This window comes from Bifidobacterium tibiigranuli, assembly GCF_022655035.1.
In the GTDB taxonomy this organism is placed as follows: domain Bacteria; phylum Actinomycetota; class Actinomycetes; order Actinomycetales; family Bifidobacteriaceae; genus Bifidobacterium; species Bifidobacterium tibiigranuli_A.
This window is the reverse complement of sequence record NZ_JALCUA010000002.1, coordinates 312,722-332,395: the sequence shown is the minus strand read 5'-3', so window position 1 is coordinate 332,395 and position 19,674 is coordinate 312,722. Positions and strand designations below refer to the sequence as shown.

The 19,674-nt window shown below is 60.5% G+C and carries 18 protein-coding genes, 1 tRNA gene and 1 pseudogene; 16 read left to right on the top strand and 4 right to left on the bottom strand.

Annotated features, from left to right (window positions below; genetic code table 11):
- The first annotated feature begins 54 nt into the window (after positions 1–54).
- From LKK40_RS04085 to LKK40_RS04075, 3 genes are all read left to right on the top strand, one after another.
- The gene (locus LKK40_RS04085) at positions 55–1,047 is read left to right on the top strand and encodes an NAD kinase (protein ID WP_304309399.1); all 993 of its coding nucleotides are present in this window, start codon (positions 55–57) and stop codon (positions 1,045–1,047) included.
- Positions 1,047–2,909: a DNA repair protein RecN gene (gene recN / locus LKK40_RS04080; RefSeq protein ID WP_304309398.1), complete on the top strand. Its 1,863-nt coding sequence runs from the start codon at positions 1,047–1,049 to the stop codon at positions 2,907–2,909. The genes LKK40_RS04085 and recN overlap by 1 nt, the downstream gene beginning before the upstream one ends.
- A gap of 126 nt (positions 2,910–3,035) precedes the next feature.
- A complete protein-coding gene (locus LKK40_RS04075; RefSeq protein WP_304309397.1) occupies positions 3,036–3,725 on the top strand; it encodes an HAD family hydrolase in 690 nt (229 codons plus the stop codon).
- A gap of 18 nt (positions 3,726–3,743) precedes the next feature.
- On the opposite strand, the gene LKK40_RS04070 is transcribed toward LKK40_RS04075, so the two are convergent.
- Positions 3,744–5,576: a cation:proton antiporter gene (locus LKK40_RS04070; protein WP_304309395.1), complete on the bottom strand. Its 1,833-nt coding sequence runs from the start codon at positions 5,574–5,576 to the stop codon at positions 3,744–3,746.
- Positions 5,573–6,271, bottom strand: a complete 699-nt coding sequence (locus LKK40_RS04065; protein ID WP_304309394.1) for a TetR/AcrR family transcriptional regulator — start codon at positions 6,269–6,271, stop codon at positions 5,573–5,575. The genes LKK40_RS04070 and LKK40_RS04065 overlap by 4 nt, the downstream gene beginning before the upstream one ends.
- Positions 6,272–6,421: 150 nt before the next feature.
- Between LKK40_RS04065 and LKK40_RS04060 the strand changes: the two genes are divergently transcribed.
- A complete protein-coding gene (locus LKK40_RS04060) occupies positions 6,422–6,949 on the top strand; it encodes a DUF805 domain-containing protein (RefSeq protein WP_304309392.1) in 528 nt (175 codons plus the stop codon).
- Between the two features lie 125 nt (positions 6,950–7,074).
- Here LKK40_RS04060 and LKK40_RS04055 read toward each other — a convergent pair whose 3' ends face one another.
- Positions 7,075–7,887, bottom strand: a complete 813-nt coding sequence (locus LKK40_RS04055) for a dioxygenase (RefSeq protein WP_304309391.1) — start codon at positions 7,885–7,887, stop codon at positions 7,075–7,077.
- A gap of 370 nt (positions 7,888–8,257) precedes the next feature.
- Between LKK40_RS04055 and LKK40_RS04050 the strand changes: the two genes are divergently transcribed.
- The 4 genes and pseudogenes from LKK40_RS04050 (at position 8,258) to LKK40_RS04035 (ending at position 10,745) form a co-directional block, all read left to right on the top strand.
- Entirely contained in the window at positions 8,258–8,713 is a 456-nt protein-coding gene (locus LKK40_RS04050) for a GntR family transcriptional regulator (RefSeq protein ID WP_304309529.1), read from the top strand.
- A pseudogene (locus tag LKK40_RS04045) lies at positions 8,700–9,608 on the top strand (ABC transporter ATP-binding protein). Before LKK40_RS04050 ends, LKK40_RS04045 begins: the two are co-directional and overlap by 14 nt.
- Positions 9,605–10,300: an ABC-2 transporter permease gene (locus LKK40_RS04040; RefSeq protein WP_304309390.1), complete on the top strand. Its 696-nt coding sequence runs from the start codon at positions 9,605–9,607 to the stop codon at positions 10,298–10,300. Before LKK40_RS04045 ends, LKK40_RS04040 begins: the two are co-directional and overlap by 4 nt.
- A 163-nt stretch (positions 10,301–10,463) precedes the next feature.
- Positions 10,464–10,745: an AbrB/MazE/SpoVT family DNA-binding domain-containing protein gene (locus LKK40_RS04035; protein ID WP_304309389.1), complete on the top strand. Its 282-nt coding sequence runs from the start codon at positions 10,464–10,466 to the stop codon at positions 10,743–10,745.
- Between the two features lie 15 nt (positions 10,746–10,760).
- On the opposite strand, the gene thrC is transcribed toward LKK40_RS04035, so the two are convergent.
- Positions 10,761–12,278, bottom strand: coding sequence for a threonine synthase (gene thrC, locus LKK40_RS04030; protein WP_434735110.1), 1,518 nt, complete (start codon positions 12,276–12,278; stop codon positions 10,761–10,763).
- A 408-nt stretch (positions 12,279–12,686) separates the two neighbouring features.
- Here thrC and LKK40_RS04025 point away from each other — a divergent pair, with 408 nt between their 5' ends.
- The 8 genes from LKK40_RS04025 to LKK40_RS03990 all read left to right on the top strand — a co-directional run bounded on the left by LKK40_RS04025 (position 12,687) and on the right by LKK40_RS03990 (position 19,524).
- Positions 12,687–13,970, top strand: a complete 1,284-nt coding sequence (locus tag LKK40_RS04025) for a glutamate-5-semialdehyde dehydrogenase (RefSeq protein WP_368491386.1) — start codon at positions 12,687–12,689, stop codon at positions 13,968–13,970.
- A gap of 65 nt (positions 13,971–14,035) precedes the next feature.
- A complete protein-coding gene (locus LKK40_RS04020; protein ID WP_304309526.1) occupies positions 14,036–14,629 on the top strand; it encodes a phosphoribosylglycinamide synthetase in 594 nt (197 codons plus the stop codon).
- Between the two features lie 122 nt (positions 14,630–14,751).
- On the top strand, positions 14,752–15,411 hold the full coding sequence (nadD, locus tag LKK40_RS04015) for a nicotinate-nucleotide adenylyltransferase (RefSeq protein WP_273191937.1): 660 nt from the start codon (positions 14,752–14,754) through the stop codon (positions 15,409–15,411).
- Between the two features lie 107 nt (positions 15,412–15,518).
- Positions 15,519–16,538 carry a ribose-phosphate diphosphokinase gene (locus tag LKK40_RS04010; RefSeq protein WP_152581757.1) on the top strand — a complete coding sequence of 340 codons (1,020 nt, stop codon included), beginning with the start codon at positions 15,519–15,521 and terminating at the stop codon, positions 16,536–16,538.
- Between the two features lie 93 nt (positions 16,539–16,631).
- Positions 16,632–16,702, top strand: a tRNA-Gln gene (locus LKK40_RS04005).
- Positions 16,703–16,798: 96 nt separating this feature from the next.
- Entirely contained in the window at positions 16,799–18,184 is a 1,386-nt protein-coding gene (gene glmU, locus LKK40_RS04000; RefSeq protein ID WP_304309385.1) for a bifunctional UDP-N-acetylglucosamine diphosphorylase/glucosamine-1-phosphate N-acetyltransferase GlmU, read from the top strand.
- 137 nt (positions 18,185–18,321) lie between these two features.
- The gene (gene rsfS / locus LKK40_RS03995; RefSeq protein WP_304309383.1) at positions 18,322–18,747 is read left to right on the top strand and encodes a ribosome silencing factor; all 426 of its coding nucleotides are present in this window, start codon (positions 18,322–18,324) and stop codon (positions 18,745–18,747) included.
- Between the two features lie 63 nt (positions 18,748–18,810).
- Entirely contained in the window at positions 18,811–19,524 is a 714-nt protein-coding gene (locus LKK40_RS03990) for a histidine phosphatase family protein (RefSeq protein ID WP_152581760.1), read from the top strand.
- The last annotated feature ends 150 nt before the right edge of the window (positions 19,525–19,674 follow it).

Here is a 19,674-nt window from a genome sequence, read left to right as displayed (position 1 = left end):
TTCCTATAGTATGGGATGTCGCCAGAGGTTTTCGAGCGAGAAAGAAGCGCAATCATGGCCGATACTCGGCATGCGGTGGTCGTCACCCACCCCAGTCTGCGGGAGCAGGGCGTGATATCCGACGCGATCGAGCAGCTCAACTACGCGGGATTCACTGTCACCATCGTGGACAACACCGAGGCGCCGGCGTTCGGCACGAGTACCAAATCCGTTGCTGCCGACACGGAGATCGTCGTGGTCTTGGGGGGCGACGGCACGATTCTGCGTGCAGCCGAACTGATCTACTGCACCGACGTGCCGATTCTGGGTGTGAATCTGGGTCATATCGGCTTTCTGGCCGAATTTGAAAGCTTCCAGATGAGCGAGGCTATTCAGCGTGTCGCCGATCACGACTACTCGATTGACGAGCGCATGGTCGCCCATGCCGATGTGTGGCTGCCGGGCGCGAGCGAGCCGATAAGCGACTGGGCGCTCAACGACATCACGCTTGGCACGGCGGATCGCGGCAAGATGATCTCCTTGGCCGTCCGCGTGGACGGTGTGGCGATGAACTCCTACAGCTGCGACGGCACGATCATTTCGACGCCGACCGGCTCGACCGCCTACGCCTTCTCCGCCGGAGGCCCGGTGATATGGCCGAATGTCAAGGCGCTGCAGCTGGTGCCCATAGCGGCGCACGCCTTGTTTGCGCGGCCGCTGATCATCGGCTCGGGATCCACATTCACATTGGACATATTAGAGAACTCGCCATCCACAGGCTGGATCTGCTGCGACGGACGCCGTCAGCGCGAGCTGCCGCGCGGCACCCGCATCGAGGTGCGCGAATCGCGCGATACGCTCCATCTGGCGCGGCTGTCGGGGGTTCCCTTCACCAACCGGCTGGTTTCCAAATTCAATCTGCCGGTGGTCGGCTGGCGCGATCAGGACCATCATGCGAATCGTGCGGCGGGCAAGGCTCACACTGACGGCAGCGCTCATAACGGCAGCATTCATAACGGCGGCGCTGGTGATGCGGCTTCCGGTTGTGCGGAAGCGGGCAAACGCTGATGCTGAACGAGCTTGAAATCAGTGCGCTCGGCCCCATCCGACACGCGAGGCTCGCCTTTTCGCCGGGCATGACCGCGATAACCGGCGAGACCGGCGCCGGCAAGTCGATGCTGCTCAACGCCGTCCGCTTGATTTCTGGGGCTTCAGCCGACAGCGGCCAGGTTTCCGCGCAGGCTGGCGAAGCCTGGGCGCAAGGTGTATTCGCCGCATCTCCCGATTCTGCGGCTGCAGCCGTGGCGCAGGATGCCGGAAGTTCGCTGTCGGAAGACGGCGAACTGTTCCTTTCGCGCACGGTGCCGAGTTCTGGGCGCTCGCGAGCCGTGCTGTGCGGGCACAGCGTGCCGCGCTCGGTGCTGGCCGATCTCGCGGCCCAGCTGGTCACGATTCACGGTCAGGCCGATCAGCTGCGCATCGCTTCGAGCGTGCGCCAGCGCGAGTTCCTTGACATGGTCGCCGGAGATGAGCAGGAACGTGGCGCATATCGCGCGGCGTGGGACGAGCTGCGCGCCTTGGACGAACGGCTGAGCGCTCTCAAGTCCCAGGAGGCCTCGGTGCGTCAGCGTGCCGACTATCTGCGCGAATCCATCGAGCGGATCAACGCGGTAGACCCGCATCCGAGCGAGGATGAGGAACTGAAGGCCAAGCGTTCGCACATCGAGAACGCGGCTGACATCACGCGCGGGGTGGGTCAGGCCTTGGCAGCCCTTGATTCCTCGCAGATCGATGTGGATGCAGAGGGTCCAGGCGCGGCAGGCCTGATTGAGCAGGCCCAGCAGTCGCTGCGGGCGATTCATGCCTCCGGGCCGTTCGAAGAGGCTGCTGACCGGCTGGCGTCGATTACCGCGGATATCGCAGACGTGGTTTTCACACTGTCCAGTCAGCTCGACGCCGACGAGGACGTGGACGATCTTGATTCGCTCAACGCGCGCATTCATGAATTGGGCGAGCTTACCCGCCGCTGGGGGCCGAGTGTGGAGGATGTTATCGCATGGCGCGATCAGGCCGTGCTCGATATGGAGGATATGGACGCTTCGCCAGAGAAGCTTGAAGAGCTTGAAGCGCGGCGTGGTACGGCCTATCGCAAGGCGTTGCAGGCCGCCGAGGCCTTGAGCCGGGCGCGGAGCGCCGCCGCCAAGCAGTTGTCGAAGACGGTGAGCGAGGAGCTGGGGTCGCTGGCGATGGCCGGTGCCCGGCTCGATATTCAGGTCACGCAGCGTGCGGCTGCAGCGCATGCCGGCGCGCCAGCAGCGAAGACGACAAAGGATTCAGCGGCGCAGCGCTCGGCAGCACATCGTTCGTTGGCGACTCGGCAGACGCAGCATGGGCAAGACTCTGATACCGGTCCGCTGGATGCCCACGGGCGCGACGACATCGAATTCCTATTCACGCCATTTCCCGGTTCGGCGCAGCTGCCGATGGGCAAAAGCGCTTCGGGCGGCGAGCTCAGCCGCTTGATGCTCGCCTTGGAGCTGGCTGCGGCAGACAAGCGCGGTGACCGCTCCGAGATGACCTTCATCTTCGACGAGGTGGATGCCGGTGTCGGCGGCAAAGCTGCGGTAGAACTTGGCCGCCGTTTGGCAAGGCTCGCCAGGCATGCTCAGGTCATCGTCGTGACCCATCTGGCGCAGGTCGCCTCGTGGGCCGACGCGCAATTTGTCGTAGCCAAGGAAATCGGCACTGCTGATACCGTCGAAGGCAGCGGGGACACAGGCGACGGGGGAGCGGTTCCCGTTGTCGCCACAGGCGTGAGTGCGGTGCATGGCGAGGCTCGGGTGCGCGAGATAGCGCGCATGCTCTCCGGCAGCGAATCGGCGGCATCGTTGAACCACGCCCGCGAACTCCTTGCCTCAAGCGGCCAATGACGTGGGGAGCATATAATTCGGGCAGCAAGTGCTGCGGAAATATGTACTTGCCGTGGCGATAATCGATGTGACAGCGCATCGAAGACAAACGCATCGAAGGCAGTTACATCAAAGAACGGGGAAATTATGGCTCAGCAACGCAGCAAAGCAGGTGCGAACAGCGTCAACGCAGGCAAAGGTGCCATCTTCGATTTGGACGGCACGCTGCTCGATTCGATGGGCGTCTGGGATCAGATTGATATCGATTTTCTGCATCGGCGCGGGTTCGAGGTGCCAGGTGACTATATGTCCAAGGTCAGCGCGATGCAGTTTCAGCAGATCGCCGAATACACCATCGCGCGATTCGGCCTGCGCGACAGCCCGCAGGAGCTGATGAACGAATGGAACGCGATGGCGCAGACCGCCTATTCCAGCGTCGTGGAGGCCAAGCCGCATGCGGCGGAATACCTGCAAGCGCTCAAAGACTCCGGTGCCAGGCTTGCGGTGGCGACTTCGCTGCCGCCTGAGCTTCGTGAGCCGGCGATGGAGCATGTCGGCATCGCCCAGTATTTCGACGTGCTGTGCAGCGTCGACGACGCAGGAGACGTGGGCAAGGACCGCCCTGATGTGTATTTGCTCGCGGCTCGCAGACTTGGCGTTCCACCCGCCGACTGCACGGTGTTCGAGGATTTGCTTGAAGGCATACGCTCGGCCAAATCGGCCGATATGAAGGTCTGGGCGATGCATGACGACTCGTCCAACATGGATTGGGACTCGATCTGCGGCATCGCGGATGGCGTGCTCTTCGATTTCTCCGATGCGCCGGCGGTGCTGTAAGGGCCTGATTTCGCCGTATCAGTTTAGCGAGATGGCCCGTGTTTCTAGGGACAGCTGATCGGCGTCGAGGATGTCCAGCGCCTCACCGATGCCCTCGGGTGAGAACAGCCCGGCGTCGTTGGCGTTGAGCAGGGCCGTCCTTTGCGCGACGATGATATCCAACGCATAATCGTAGGAGATCTCGGCGAGACGGCGGCGGTCCTGCATAGAACCGAGCGGAAGTTGGCCGGGTTCCGAATCCGCGTCATTATCGCCGTCGTCTGAATAATTCCGCATCGCTTCGAACTGCTGGCGTGCCAGCGCCATTGCTGCCCTGCGGATCTGGTCCCTATCGGCGTCCTTGTTCGTCACGTCGATGTTGAACTTGACCAGCAGATTACAGATGGACTCGGGCGGATGCACCGCGCGGGCGGCGTGGCGTATGAGCTGGCGAATCGCATCATGCTCGTCGCGGCTGACTCCGACGGTTCGCGCGGGTTTGACGAGCCGGACGACCTGGTTCAAGGTGGTTCCTTGGATGAGCAGCGATGCGGCGGCGACCAGGAAGGCGACGAAGATGAGGAATGACCTGTGCGCGGTGCCCAAGGGCAATGTCTGGGCTGCGGCTAACGTGATGCTTCCGCGCATTCCGGCCCAGACCATGACGCTTCCTTCGCGTGACCCCAAAGGGTGATCGGTGTGATAGTCCAAATCTGAGACCAGCCGCGTGAGTCGTCGCTGAAACCGTTCACGCCGCCCTTGGTGGGTCGCATTGGTCTGCTGCGATTCCTGCTGTGACAGCGCGCTTTCCAGATCGAGCGCTGCACCGACTTTTTCCGAGGCATGTTGCAGGCGAGACTTGAAACGCGCCCTGCGCTCAGACCAGCGCGCTAACACGCTGAGCAATGGCATAGTCACGGCGGCACGCAAGATGAGAGTAAGCACCAGTGTGATGGCAGCGACGCTGAGCGCCAAGCGCCAGCCGAAGGAATCCCCTTCGAGATCGCTGACGACCGAGGTGAGTTCCAGGCCCATAAGCAGAAAGACCGACGACTCCAGAATCATCATCAGGGAATCCCATGTCGTTTTGCTCGACATGCGCTGCGTCGGCGTGAGCAATCGCGGACCGCGATGACTGGCAACCAGTCCGGCTATGACTGCCGCCACCAAGCCTGAACTGTGCAGATACTCGGCTGGCAGAAAGGCGACGAAAGGCGTGGCCAGCGAAAGCACGGTGTCAGGCGTGGCGCTGTTGATCTTTGAGCGCAGCCAGATCATCACGCGGCCCACAAGCCAGCCAATCACGACGGCCCCCACCACGGCGATAACGAAGTCGAGCACGACATGCCCGGCACTGATTCGGCTGGTCATCGCGCCGACTGCGGAACTGAGAATCACCAGTGCCGTGGCGTCGTTGACCAGCCCTTCGCCTTCCAGAATCGTCACGACTCGTTGCGAGACGCCAGCCTTCTTCACGATGGCCGTAGCCACGGCGTCAGTAGGGCTGACGATGGCCCCGAGGGCGATGCAGGCGGCGATGCCGACGCCGGGGGCCAGCAGGTTGACAGCGAATCCTATAGCGGCGGAGGAGAGCGCCACAAGAACGATGGCGAGCACGCCGATGGGCAGGAGATTGCGGCGGAATTCGGAGACCGACATGTTGACGGCGGAGGAGTACAGCAGCGGCGGCAGAATCACCGTAAGCACAAACTCGGGCATGGCTTCGATGTGGGGCATGTTCGGAATCAGCGCGACACCGGCACCGAGCACGAGCAGCAAAATGGGCGCGGCAATCCTGATTTTGTCGGAGAGCAGATCGGCCGCTGCGGTGACGACAAGCACTGCGATGATGGCGAGCAGCAGTGTGGTCATGGTCTTGTTCGATTCTCGCTCTGTGGACTCGAGTCCATGCGTATATCTGCCTGATGCGTGCCAGCTTCAGGAGAGGACATTGTGTTGCCACCGTAATGTAGTCCGTGCTGGTATGCACGGATGAGCGGAAGAAAAATATCGTCGACGATGGACGTTATGGCGTCGTCATCGACGTGTCGTCCGGCAATGAGAATTTCGTCCCTCAGCAAGCGCAGGGGAAGATCGGCGACGCATTTGGGAATATCGACCGACAGCTCCCCGCGCTCGCGCTCTCTGCTGAGCAGGATGGTCATAACAGGAGTTCCGTGGGCGAGAACTTGGTCGCGTAACGTCGCGAAACGTGTAGGGTGCCGTTCAGGAAAAACTCCCATCGCTGCAACCAGCGAAGCCACACTGATTTTACTGTCGAGCGCCTCATGAAGAAGCGCGATGACATCGCCTCGCAACGAACCGGTATCGGGGAGAGATAGATTGTGCGCGGAGAGCTGACGGCGTAACGCTGCGGCCGCGAGTTCCTCGCGTGTCGGCCAACGTCGGTAGAGCACCGGGCGAGATGTGCGAGCGCGAGCAGCCACTGACTCGAATGTCAGACTGTCAAGCCCTTGTTCGAGAATTTGTCGCCACGCCGCATCGAGAATGTCTCCCTCCAAATCCGAACCATGGCGTCGCCGTGTCGTGGGTGCTCGGGTTTCCATGTCTGCCTCCTTCAAGACTCACTTGCGTATCTTACAGGAAGGGGTTACCATCTCGATTTGGAGATACATTCATGCATCTAAACAATTCGGGTGTCTCCATCGGAATGACGATGCAAGTCGCCATGCGAACCTTGAACAGGATGGCAAATCGTGTCGTATAAGGCACCACAGCAAAATGAGAACTGGCGACAAAGCGGCTCGCAATGGAAACGACGAGTCAACTCTGTGAAGCCGTTGATAACCGAAGCGTGGTACGGTGCCTCTTTTCGGCAAGCCGTGACTCGTTTCGTGCAGAAGGCGCTTCGCTTCCGGGGCTATGCTTCTCGATCAGAATTCTGGTGGGTCCAGTTGATGCTGCTCGTCGTCAACCTAGTGCTTACCGAGTTGTGGCAAGTGGTGGTGGGAAGCGGTGAAGAACCGTTCTTTTCGATGCCTGGGGCGGTGGTCTCAACCGTTGTATGGCTGATCCAACTCGTGTTGCTTGTTGCCCAACTGTCGTTGGTATGGCACCGTTTCCATGATATTGGAAGATCAGGATTCTTTTTCTTCATAGCATTCGTACCTTTTGTTGGCATGATCGCTGCCGCTTTCATGCTTGCGTTGCCGACGAACTCGTTTGGGCGCCGCGAAAAGTGGACGGATACCAATAGACGGACAATTATCCCATTCGGAAAATAATCTGGACATACGCATTGACGCACCATTCGAATGAATCATGATAAACGGTCTATGAGAAGCCTCTCGAAAAGGCCGAAGACGCTATCGTCGGTAAACAGTAGGGATGAATAAACCATCTCGCGCTGCTAACATTCGTCGATATCGATCTGATTGCGGAGTTTATGCCGGGGCTCGTGGGTTGTATGTGTGTCTATGACGTCATGTGTGTCAGGGAAGGCATGTGCGCTATCGCCGCTCATGCGGTGCGTCGGGGAAGAATCTGTAGCCTTGTTGCCATGGGCGGATTCGCCTTTGCGATAATGTCGCATCATTTCCTTCTGCAGGTTCTCCACGCTCGGAGGAGTCCATGAAAGCGCGTTGGCTCCTGCGTTCATGGTGGACCGGATTGATTCCGGTGAGCCTCCGGAGCTGGCAATCAACGGAATGCTGGGGTATAGCTCTTTGATGCGGGCGACCACTTCCGGGGTATCTTTGCCTGCAGCAACGTTGATGATGCGGGCTCCGGCGTCGATCTTCCGCCCCACCATACTATTCCACCCGGTTACCGTGGCCACGACGGGAACGTGCACGATGGCTGCGACCCTGCTGACAGTTTCCGCGTCAATTGGCGAGTTCAGAACCACGCCGGCCGCTCCTTGCATTTCGGCGAACATAGCCAGTTCAAGCACACGCGGCCCTGCGGTAGTTCCTCCGCCAACTCCAATGAATACTGGAGCCTGGGCCACCGACAAGATAGCCTGGTTGATGACCGGCTGGCCAGTGAACGGATATACCGCCAGAATCGCATCCGCGTTGGTATTGTGAATAACCGCAACATCGGTCGTGAAGGCGAATGATTTAAGCCATCTGCCTTGCAGCATGATGCCGGAAGCCTGCGCGATTTCTGCGGGCGCACGCACTTCGTCGGACCCGAGCGGATTCTCAATTGGCGTTGCCATGAATGGGTTCGTGAGTTCCTTGCCCATCATGCAACTCGTTTCAGGAATTGCTGTAAGGCAATATGTCTATTGATGTTCAGCTTATCATATTTCATATACAGTTCTTTCTGCAAGATACAATTATGTATCCTGCTGGTGGATAGCATATACCATCCCTATAAGATGCACAAATGTATCTATTAATAAATCAGTACGTGTCGATACGGCGTCTAGCTGTGCCAAAAAGATGGGGCAGGGCACGTATTCATGACCTTTTCAAAACTGTTATGTTCTCGACTTGCACAGTTGATGTAACTGTTATATTGTTATGCAAAGCAGCATAACAGTGCTGCCGAATGGTTGAATTCAGCAGACTACAAGAAAGGACATGATGAAACTGATCATCTCATCCGTGTCCGGCAAACCGATTTACGAGCAAATCAAGCAGCAGATACGCGCCGCCATCCTTTCGGGCGAACTGGCGCCGGGGGAGGCCCTGCCTTCCCTACGCAAGCTCGCCAAGGAGCTGCGCATCTCCGTGCTCACCGTCACCCGGGCATATAACGAGCTGGCGGACGAGGGCGTGGTGCGCAATATCCAAGGCAAAGGCACGTTTGTGCTGCAGCGCGGCAACGAGGTGATGCGCGAGCAATTATCGCGGCGCATCGCCGACAGCCTGCTGCAGGTCAGCATGGCCGCCAAGGCTGCCGACGTACCGCTGCTTGATCTGCTCGACATGCTTGAAGCGGCCTACCGCGATGCTCCCATGCCTACAGGCGATGGTGGGGCGGCATCGGTCGGCGCGGAGGCAGGCGAAGAAGAAAGGAACGCGCATGACGGTCGATAAGCTGCAAGGCGTAGTGCAAGGTTCAGTGCCGCTCGCGCTGAGCATCGATGGCGCTACGAAACGTTATGATTCGGGCTTTACGTTGAGGGATATAACCTTCGATCTGCCCGCTGGCTACATCATGGGGCTGATCGGGCCGAATGGCGCGGGCAAATCCACGCTCATCAAGCTCATCCTCAACATGATCCGACGTGACGCAGGCTCGATATCCGTGCTCGGCATGGACAATATCCGTGATGAGGAGGCAATCAAGAATGAGCTTGGCATCGTTTTCGACGCGCACTACTTCATCGAAGCGTGGACGGTGCGCCAAGTCGGGCGGGCAATGGCGCCAATGTATGCTGCATAGGAACAGTCGACGTTTGACAGCTATCTGCGTCGATTCGGCCTTAACGAACGCAAAAAGGTCAAAGAACTCTCACGCGGCATGCAGATGAAGCTCATGCTCGCCGTGGCGCTGAGCCACGACGCGAAACTGCTAATCCTCGACGAGCCGACGAGCGGCTTGGATGTGCTCGGCCGGGACGAGCTGATGGACATCCTGCACGAGTACACCGAAGACGGGGCGCACAGCGTGCTCTTCAGCACGCATATCACAGACGACCTCGAGCACGCTGCCGACTTCATTACCTACATTACCGGCGGGCGGTTGTATCACAGCGGCCCCAAGGACGAGTTCGAAGATTCCTTCCGACTGGTCAAAGGCGGTCCGGAGCAGTTCGAGTTGCTGCAAGGCCGGGCACTGGGGGCTCACCATTATGCTACGGGCTTCGATGCACTGGTGTCGGTGTCTGCTGCAGAGAAGCTGCGAGCCGGCAACGCGCATCTGGCAATTGAGCCAGTGTCGATTGACGACATCATCAGGCTTACCAACATAAAGGAGAATTCGCGATGAACGGTATCACTAAAACCATGCGTTTAGACGCTCTGCGGCTGATATCAGACGGTCTTCCGACCATAATTGCCTTGGCTGTGCTTCCTCTCTTCTTCGGTCTGCTGTTTAGACAATTGCTCGGACAGGGGGCTTTGGATTTGCTGATGGGCGTGATCATGGCTGAGATAGCAATGGTTACCGCATCTCTCACGATGACCATGTTCGTGCGGGAGGACCAGAATGACCATCGGCGAATTAACGCAATATTGCCAGTTTCGCGTGATACTCAAGTTGCGGGGCGCTATCTGCTGATATTCATTGTGGACATAATCGCGGTAACTGAATTTGCGCTCTGCGTGCTTTTACTCGCTATGTTTGGCACAGGAGCGATAACACAGGCTGCACTGATAGCTAAGGTAGGCCTCTTTGGTGCATGCATGGTCACGCAGGCCGTCCTGATGCCGTTGATGTATCAATTCTCCTCCGCGAAAATTGCGCAGATTATCGTCCTGATATTCATGCTACTGATATGCGTCGCGCTTGTCGGAGGCTTCATGCTCGAAAATCAGATAGCCGCCGTCATAGCGTGGCTGACGACGCGCATCTTCGTCTCAACGCTGCTAACCGTGTTTATCGCTGTGGCATTTGTCGCCGCTGTGGTCGCTGTCTCGTTGTCAATTTCGACTCGCATCAATCGCAACAAGGAACTATAAGAGCTCTATACCCCTGTGTTACATCGATGGCGCTGCTCGACGATTGGTCCGAACGGTCCTACTTGGATTTTACGTATTCTGCATGCGGCTGAAAGTGTGTTTTCATTGGATATATCCCCGATACAATGTAAGTAAGGAATTCCTTACTTATAAGGAGATTATTATGACTGCTGTAATTGATATGGCTAAGGTCACAGCCAAGGGCCAAATCACCATTCCTGCTGATGTGCGCGAGGCAGTGGGCATACATGCTGGTGACAAGGTGCTGTTCGTACGCATGGATGATGGCTCTGTAGCGCTGCGAAGCTCCAACCTCGATGCGCTGAGCCAGGCACAGAATGCCTTTGCCGGTGCCGCTGACGAGGCGGGCCTTAGCAACGAAGATGACCTCAACGCTCTCATCGGCTCCGTGAGAGCCGAGCGGGCACGACGGCAAGGCGCATAAGACTCACCCAGCTATTCATAGCTTGGCAGCAGCATCCTTGACGGCGTCGCGCATGGCGTCGATGTCGATGGCACCGTCGAAGCGGGGCTGGGCGTGCTCTAGGTCGCGCAGGGATTTCGGCGCGACTGTTCCGGTGGCGGCGGCAAGCGTGTCCATGCAGTCGAAGTCGCTGCCGGAGGCGTCGAGACCAAGCGATTCATCGACGACGCGGGGGAACTTATACGGGCTGGCGGTGCTCAGCAGCACGCGCGGCACTGCCGGGTCGCGCGGCATGCGCTGCATGACGAAGTAGCCGCAGGCGGTGTGCGGATCAATAACGTAGTTGTTGCTCTCCCAGCAGTCGTGAATTGCCTCGCGCACCTGGCTTTCGTCGGCCCAGCCGGTGCCGAAAAGCGTGCGGATCTTGGCCAGCAGCGGTTCGGGTACTTCGAACGCGCCCCACTCCTTGAGGTCGCTCATGAGCATTTGAATCAGTCGCGGATCCTTGTCGGCCATGTAATAGAGCATGCGTTCGAGATTCGAAGAGACGAGAATGTCCATCGAGGGCGAAATCGTCTGATAGAACGGCCGCTGACGGTTGTATGTTCCAGTTGTCAGGAAGTCGAAGAGGACGTTGTTCTTGTCGCTAGCGACGATGAGATGCTTGACCGGCAGGCCCAGCAGCTTGGCATAATATCCGGCGAGCACGTCGCCGAAGTTGCCGGTCGGCACGCAGAATTCCACGCCATCGCCCAGCGTTATCGCGCCGCGCTCGACCAGCTGCACGTAGGCCGAGAAGTAGTACACGACCTGCGGCACGAGCCTGCCGACGTTGATGGAATTCGCGGAGGAGAGCACCACATGATGCTCCTGCCCGAGTTCTTGAGACAGCTCCGTGTCGGAGAACAGCTCCTTGACGGCGCTCTGCGCATCATCGAAATTGCCGCGCACCGCGCAGACGTTCACATTGGAGCCGGCCTGCGTGGTCATCTGCAGCTGCTGGATCTCGCTGACCTTGCCTTCGGGGTAGAAGACCGTGATGCCGGTTCCCGGCGCGTCAGCGAACCCGGCGAGTGCCGCCTTGCCCGTGTCGCCCGAGGTGGCGGTCAGAATCATGATCTTCTCTTGGGCGTCGCCGCCGGCAGGAGTGGTCCGCGCCATGAAACGCGGCAGAATTTGCAGCGCCACATCCTTGAAGGCGCAGGTGGGGCCGTTGAACAGTTCCAGCACGTAATCGTCGCCCAAGGGCTTGAGCGGCGTGATTGCTGCATCGGACCACTGCGAGCCGTACGCCTCGGCGATGCACTGCGCGAGTTCGTCCTCGTCGAAGTCGTCAAGCAGCGCGCCGAGCACGGCGGCGGCGATCTCCTGATAGGACTTGCCGACCAGCGCTGCCACATCAACCGTTCGCTCGCCCAGCGCATCGGTGACGAACAGGCCGCCGTCCTCGGCCAAGCCGCGCCGGATGGCCTGCTTTGCGCTCAGCGCCGTTGAACGCAGTGCCTCTCCGTTGATGGCATCATTGACCCCGCGTGTGCTGTGGAAGGTGTTCACGTCTCGTCCTTGGTAACTGGGAAATCGGATTAACGTCTTCCCAGTTTAGCGGCATCACTGGTCCGGCGTTGGTCCAGTCGTTGGTTCGCCCTTGGTCCAGCCTGGCTCGGCTGATTGATGCGCAGTTCATCGAGACGTCGCTGCCGGAATGCTGCTGCAGAAACACCGCCGACAGAAGCATCGCATGATGTGCGCACTTCGTGATTGCAGTGTGATTGCAATGTGATTTCAGCGCCTCAAGGAAACGGCTCGAAACGCAGACCATCCTGAGGTACGCTGTGGGGTATGACTACAGGCGAGAGCACACAATCAGGCGGGCGTATAGCGACACAAGCCACAACGGCACAGGCTGCGGCACAGTCTGCACAGTTGGCACAGTCTACGGGCGCGAAGCGGGAACCGGATGAGCTGGATGCGCATGTCTTCGGGCAGGTCTGCGCGCTGGCGGATGCTGCCGCGCAAGCCCAAGCGACGCTCGGCCGGGCGAATGGCGAAGCGAGAAACGAACTGCTCGCAGCCCTTGCCGACGCTTTGGACGCGCATGCGGACGAGATAGCTGCCGCCAATGAGCTGGACATGCAGGCCGCATTCGATTCGGGCATGGATGCCGGCAAGCTCGACCGGCTGCGCTTCGACGTCGAACGTGTCGGCGCGGCAGCGCTGGGCGTGCGCCATGTGGCGACGTTGCCGGACCCTTTGGGCCAGACGGTGCGCGGCTACACGCTGCCCAACGGCCTGCGGCTCAACCAGATACGCGTGCCGATGGGCGTGATGGGCATGATCTACGAGGCCCGTCCGAACGTCACGGTTGATGTAGCCTCGCTGTGCCTCAAATCGGGCAATGCGGTGCTGTTGCGGGGCGGGCATGCCGCGCAGCGCACCAATGCCGCCACATTGCAGGTTGTCAGCGAGGTGCTGCAGGCGCATGGCTTCGAGGCGGCGCTGGTCGCCTCGGTCGATGAGTTCGGCAGAATGGGCGCCACGGCGATGATGCAGGCGCGCGGGCATATCGATGTGCTGGTGCCGCGCGGGGGAGCAGGGCTTATCCGCGCGGTGGTCGAGCAGTCCAAGGTTCCGGTCATCGAAACCGGAGCCGGCAACGTGCATATCTATGTCGATCGCGCGGCCGATTTGGACAAGGCCGTGCCCATTATCATCAACGCGAAAACCCAGCGTGTCGGCGTGTGCAATGCGGCGGAGAAGCTGCTCGTGCACCGCGATGTCGCCGAGGCTTTCCTGCCGGTTGCCGCGCAGGCGCTCGCCCAGGCCGGGGTGACGCTACGGGTCGATGAGCGCTCGTACGAGATTGTGTCGAAGAGCGACATTCAGGGGCTCAAGCTGGAACGCGCAACCGCCGAGGACTGGGACACGGAGTATCTCGCGCTCATCATGGGCGTCAAAGTCGTGGATTCGTTGGACGAGGCGATCGCGCATATCAATGCGCATTCGACTGGGCATACCGAATCCATACTCACCGAGGATTACGGCGCGGCGGGGGAGTTCACCGAGCGCATCGATTCGGCGGTGGTCATGGTCAACGCCTCCACAAGATTCACCGACGGCGGCGTGTTCGGCTTCGGTGCCGAACTGGGCATCTCCACGCAGAAGATGCATGCGCGCGGCCCCATGGGCTTGCAGGAGATGACGACCACCAAGTGGATCGGCTACGGCAACGGGCAGGTGCGTCAATGAGCGGGGAAGGCGAGGAAACCGGGGAAATCGCAAACGCGCAGGCAGATAAGGCCGATATGACAGGTATGTCAGATACGGGTACGGCGGAGCTGAGCGCTTCCGAGCAGCTGGCCGTCAAACGCGGCGTCGATTTGAACGATCAGCGGCTGTGGTTGAAAATCGCCTCCGAACGGCTCAGCATCGTGCGCTATGTGTTCCTGGTGCAAGTCGAGGACGGCATCGCCTCGGCCTCGCAGCGTGCCGCGCTCGAATATGCGGATGCAGTGCTCATCGGCTGGCCTGACAATGATTCGCCCGAAGTGCGCGATTTGGAAAGCCATGAATTCGACACGGTCAGAAAACTCATGGCGATTATGGAGCAGCATATCGCCGATTTCACCGCGCAGGAGGGCAAGGGCGAAGTTGATGCCATGAGCGACACGTTGGTGCAGATCACCGATTGCGTGGCTCAGGTGCGCCGCCTGTTCCAGCCGGACTTCCCGCTGCCGACCTTTGACGAGATCAGCAAGGTCGTGCAGGAGGAATGGAACGAGGACATGGGCAAGATCGACTCCCCGGACGTGGATGCCAGCGCCGAAGGCATCGAGCGGCAGACCGAGCATGCCGACGAGCAGCGTGAAACCAGGCAATCCAGCGATATGGACGGGCGCGCAGCATGACTCGTAGCGCAGGCGGCGGAGTATCCAGACCCAGACGGTATATGGTGGATTCCCCAGGCGGTGCCTCGGGCGGTGCTTCAGGCAGCGGCTCTGCCGGCCCGTCGGCTGGCGAAGAACGCCGCATGTCCGAGCTTTCGCTGCCGCAGTACAACGCCCGCCGCGCTCGGAGATCAACGCGCGGCAACCGGCATGACCGCCCGCGCATCGGCATCATGGGCGGCACCTTCGACCCGATTCACAACGGCCATTTGGTCGCCGCCTCCGAAGTCGCGTGGGTCTACGACCTGGACGAAGTCATTTTCGTGCCTACTGGCAGGCCTGTATTCAAGCTGGACAAGCAGGTCACGAACGCCGAGGACCGCTACCTGATGACGGTGATCGCGACTGCATCCAACCCCCAGTTCACCGTGTCGCGGGTCGACATCGACCGGCCCGGCATCACTTACACCATCGACACGCTGCGTGACCTGCACGCCGAATACCCCGATGCGGAGCTGTACTTCATCACCGGGGCCGACGCCGTTGCGGAGATCCTGCATTGGAAGGACGCCGGCGGCATGTGGGATCTGGCGCATTTCGTGGCCGTCACCCGGCCCGGATATTCCCAGCCGCAGACGGCTTCCATCCCGATCTCGAAGAAGGTCGACGCCTTGGAGATCCCCGCGCTGGCCATCTCTTCGACCGACGTGCGCGGCCGTGCCTCGCGTGGAGAACCGGTGTGGTATCTCGTGCCGGACGGCGTGGTGCAATACATCGGCAAACATGGCCTGTACCAAGGCTGAGCAGCCTTATGAAGGCCCCGCTGCGCGCCTGTCGACCGTGTCGAGCGGTCTGCGGACGCGGTTAGTATGGGTTGAGTCCACTTCAGCGAACAACGTTTGGAGATACGGTGAGCGCCATCCTCGCAGGCAAGCCCGATAAGAACCTCATACTCGTTACCGGCAGGGCGCACCCCAAGCTGGCTGCCGACGTCGCCAGTCAGCTTGGCATCGACGTCCTGGAGACCACGGCATACGACTTCGCCAACGGCGAGATGTATGTGCGCTACACCGAATCGGTGCGCGGTGCCGATGTGTTCGTGCTGCAGAGCCACGCCAATCCGGTCAACAAGTCGATCATGGAGCAGCTCATCATGATCGACGCGCTCAAGCGCGCCTCCGCTCGCTCCATAACCGCCGTATGCCCGCTGCTAGGCTATTCGCGCCAGGACAAAAAGCATCTGGGCCGCGAGCCCATCTCCTGCCGCCTGGTCTTCGATCTGCTCAAAACGGCCGGTGCCGACCGCATCATGAGCGTGGATTTGCATGCCGCGCAGTCGCAGGGCTTCTTCGACGGCCCGGTGGATCATCTCATTGCCATGCCCGTGCTGGTCGATTACATTCGCGACCGCTTCGCCGACAAGCTCGACAATGTCACCGTGGTCTCGCCCGATGCCGGGCGCATCCGCGTCGCCGAGCAGTGGGCGCAGCGCTTGGGTGGCGGCCCGCTCGCCTTCGTGCACAAGACGCGCGACATCACCCGACCCAACCAGGCTGTCGCCCATCGCATCGTCGGCGACGTTGAGGGCAAGGACTGCGTGCTCGTCGACGATCTGATCGACACCGCCGGCACGATAGCTGGCGCATGCAGCGTGCTCAAGGAGTCCGGCGCGCACTCGGTCACGGTCGTCGCCACGCACGGCGTCTTCTCCGGGCCGGCCATCGAACGGCTCAAGGAGTCCGGCGCGCGCGAAGTCGTGGTCACCGACACGGTGCCGATCGACGATTCCAAGCGCTGGGATGGGCTGACGGTGCTCTCCATCGCCCCGCTGCTGGCCAGCGCCATCCGCGCCGTGTTCGAGGACGGCTCGGTGGCCGAGCTCTTCGACACCTATCCCGAGCATCACGGGCAGGGCTTCCTGTTCGCATGACCCTGTGCGTTGCACTGCCGGTGTTGCGGCATGCGGCGCGTCATAGGTCGCGGGGTATGGCATAATAATCACTTGGCAAGTTAACCTTGCTGATCCCCCATGGTGTAATGGCAGCACACGGGTCTTTGGAACCCTTAGTCTTGGTTCGAATCCAGGTGGGGGAACGTTACGGTTCTCGAACTTGCAACGCGCGCGACAGCGCGGCGGTTCGGGGCCGGTGCTCTTACGGGTGCAAACCGAAGAATTGGAGATATGACCATATGGTGTTGTCCGCCGCAATCATTCTCGCCGCCGGAGAAGGCACGCGCATGCATTCAGCCAAGCCCAAGGTGCTGCACGAATTCGCTGGGCGCACATTCCTAGAACGCGTCATGTCCGCTGTCGCCGCGCAAAGCCCCGACACGCTCGCCGTCGTCGTGCATTACCAGGCGCAGCGCGTGTCGCAGGCGGCGCAGGACTACAACGCGGATGTCGAAATCGTCATGCAGGACGACGTGCCCGGCACCGGACGCGCCGTGCAATGCGCGATGGACCAGCTCAATGCCAACGGGCCGCTTTCGGGACCGGTGCTCATCGCCGCCTCGGATATGCCGCTGCTTGACGCCGAAACCCTGCGCAGCCTGCTTGACTTCCATGCGCAGAGCGGCAACGATGCCACGGTGCTCACCACGACGCTTGCGGACCCGACCGGCTACGGCCGCATCATCCGCGGCAACGACGGTGGCGTGCTGCGCGTAGTCGAGCAGAAGGACGCCAACCGCAGCGAGCTGGCGGTGCACGAGGTGAACACCTCGGTCTACGTCTTCGATGCCGCCGTGCTGACGCAAGCTGTCGCAGGCCTTGACGACAGCAACGCGCAGGGCGAGTTCTACCTGACCGACGCGCTGGAAGTCGCGCGCGGGCATGGCCGGGTTGGCGCCTACGAGGCCACGGATCCATTGAGCGTGGAAGGCGTCAACGACCGCGTGCAACTGGCTTCGCTCGCCCGGCAGCACAACGTCCGTATCTGCGAGGACTGGATGCGCCGGGGCGTGACGATACTCGATCCACAGACGACCTGGATTGAAGACGAGGTGACGCTGGACGCTGACGTGACCGTGCTGCCCGGCTGCTTCCTGCAGGGCCATACCGTCGTGCACGAAAACGCCGTCATTGGCCCGTATACGACGCTTATCGACGCGACCATTGACGAGGGCGCTACCGTGGAGCGTTCGCGAGTGCAGGAATCGCATATCGGCGCATCCGCGAACATCGGCCCGTGGACCTACCTGCGCCCGGGCAACGACCTCGGCGCAGACTCGAAGGCCGGCGCGTACGTCGAGATGAAGAAGGCGCATATCGGCGCAGGCACCAAGGTGCCGCACCTGAGCTATGTGGGCGACGCCGACCTGGGCGAGCATACGAATATCGGCGGCGGCACCATCACTGCCAATTACGACGGCGTGCACAAGCACCACACCCGCATCGGCTCGAACGTCCATGTGGGCGCGGGCAATCTCTTCGTCGCGCCGGTCGAAGTGGGCGACGATGTCACTACGGGCGCCGGCTCGGTCGTGCGCCATGAGACGCCGGACGGCGCGATGGTCTACTCGGAGAACACGCAGCATATCGTCGAAGGCTGGAAGCCAAGCTGGGAACGAGAATAATAGTGAAAACAGCACAAATCACAGGAACGACGCGACTTGCGGTAACGACGCAACTTGCGAAGATTAAGGAAATCAGTGGGAACGACACAATCAGTACAGTCAGTACAGGCAGCACAGACAACAGAAACGGTGGCGGCATGAGCGCACAATCCAATACCATCGCGGCCGTGCGCATCGCCGCAGCAGCTGCAGACCGCTTGAAGGCCACGGATATCGTCGCCTTCGACGTGAGCAATCTGCTCGGCATCACCGAGATCATGCTCATCGTCACCGCCTCGAACGAGCGGCAGGTGCTGGGCGTGGGACAGGAGATCGAAAAGGATCTCTATCTGCATGCCGAGAAGCTGCAGCCGCGTGAGCGCGAAGGACTCGCCGAGGCGCAATGGGTGCTGCTCGACTACGGAGATTTCGTCGTGCATATCATGCATGAGGAGGCCCGCGCCTACTATGGCCTTGAACGGCTATGGAAGGACTGCCCGCAGATTGATCTTGAGCTGCCTGCCACGCCGCAGGAAGCGAACGATACGAACGATGCGCCCGAAATGCGCGAGGCTCAAGACTAGGACTACCAGTCACTAGGGCTTTCGCCACACATGTCGCCGCGCCCGCTACGAGAAAGGGATGAAATGCCTGAGACACAGCATGTCCGCTCGATTACGCTGGTGCGCCATGGCCGCACTGCGTACAATGCCGCCAATCGCATCCAAGGCCAGATCGACATTCCGCTCGACGAGGTAGGCCAGTGGCAGGTGCGCCAAACGGCGCAGGCGCTGCAGCAGCTTTACGTCCAGCCTGAGACGGGTGCCGACAGCCGCTTCGTCGTCAGCTCCGACCTGGGCCGTGCCCGCCAGACGGCGCACGCCTTCGCCGATTCGCTCGGCCTTGAAGTGCACACCGATCAGCGCGTGCGGGAGCGCAACTTCGGCGAATGGGAAGGCATGTCCGCCAAGGAGCTGGCGCAGCAATTCCCCGAGGACTACCGCTCATGGGTGCAGATGACCGGCGGCGAGCTGAGGCACGGCGCGGAAAGCAAGCAGCATGTCGGCGCACGCGGCGCCGCTGCTCTGCTGGACTGGTCTGCCGAGGCCGGCGAGAACGCCGACCTATTCGTTTTCTCGCATGGGGCGTGGATCGCGCAGACTCTGCAGGTCATGCTTCGCTTGGACAAAGTCGATGCGGATTTCATCGGAGTCATCTCGATGCGCAATGCCCACTGGGCCAGACTGGTCCCTTGTGCGGCATCAGATGGCGAGCTGCGCTGGCGTCTGGTCGATTACAACCACGGGCCCGCGCTTGCCGACACCGGGCAATGGCAGCATCCTGACCTGGCGCAGCGCTAGTGAGAGGCCGGTAGGGGGCTGGTGAGGAGCTAGCGGAAGCTCAGTATCCTCAGTATCCACCTCGTTTATTCCCATCCGCACAAGGTCTTCACCACTGTACGCTGGCAGCACATAAGCATGGCTGAAGGCTGCGCGAACGTCGTTTGTTGG

Bases quoted from the DNA above. Each gene is read 5' to 3' on its own strand.
- LKK40_RS04085 (WP_304309399.1), top strand. From the start codon at position 55: ATGGCCGATACTCGGCATGCGGTGGTCGTCACCCACCCCAGTCTGCGG.
- recN (WP_304309398.1), top strand. From the start codon at position 1,047: ATGCTGAACGAGCTTGAAATCAGTGCGCTCGGCCCCATCCGACACGCG.
- LKK40_RS04075 (WP_304309397.1), top strand. From the start codon at position 3,036: ATGGCTCAGCAACGCAGCAAAGCAGGTGCGAACAGCGTCAACGCAGGC.
- LKK40_RS04070 (WP_304309395.1), bottom strand. From the start codon at position 5,576: ATGACCACACTGCTGCTCGCCATCATCGCAGTGCTTGTCGTCACCGCA.
- LKK40_RS04065 (WP_304309394.1), bottom strand. From the start codon at position 6,271: ATGGAAACCCGAGCACCCACGACACGGCGACGCCATGGTTCGGATTTG.
- LKK40_RS04055 (WP_304309391.1), bottom strand. From the start codon at position 7,887: ATGGCAACGCCAATTGAGAATCCGCTCGGGTCCGACGAAGTGCGTGCG.
- LKK40_RS04050 (WP_304309529.1), top strand. From the start codon at position 8,258: ATGAAACTGATCATCTCATCCGTGTCCGGCAAACCGATTTACGAGCAA.
- LKK40_RS04040 (WP_304309390.1), top strand. From the start codon at position 9,605: ATGAACGGTATCACTAAAACCATGCGTTTAGACGCTCTGCGGCTGATA.
- LKK40_RS04035 (WP_304309389.1), top strand. From the start codon at position 10,464: ATGACTGCTGTAATTGATATGGCTAAGGTCACAGCCAAGGGCCAAATC.
- LKK40_RS04020 (WP_304309526.1), top strand. From the start codon at position 14,036: ATGTCAGATACGGGTACGGCGGAGCTGAGCGCTTCCGAGCAGCTGGCC.
- nadD (WP_273191937.1), top strand. From the start codon at position 14,752: ATGTCCGAGCTTTCGCTGCCGCAGTACAACGCCCGCCGCGCTCGGAGA.
- glmU (WP_304309385.1), top strand. From the start codon at position 16,799: ATGGTGTTGTCCGCCGCAATCATTCTCGCCGCCGGAGAAGGCACGCGC.
- rsfS (WP_304309383.1), top strand. From the start codon at position 18,322: ATGAGCGCACAATCCAATACCATCGCGGCCGTGCGCATCGCCGCAGCA.
- LKK40_RS03990 (WP_152581760.1), top strand. From the start codon at position 18,811: ATGCCTGAGACACAGCATGTCCGCTCGATTACGCTGGTGCGCCATGGC.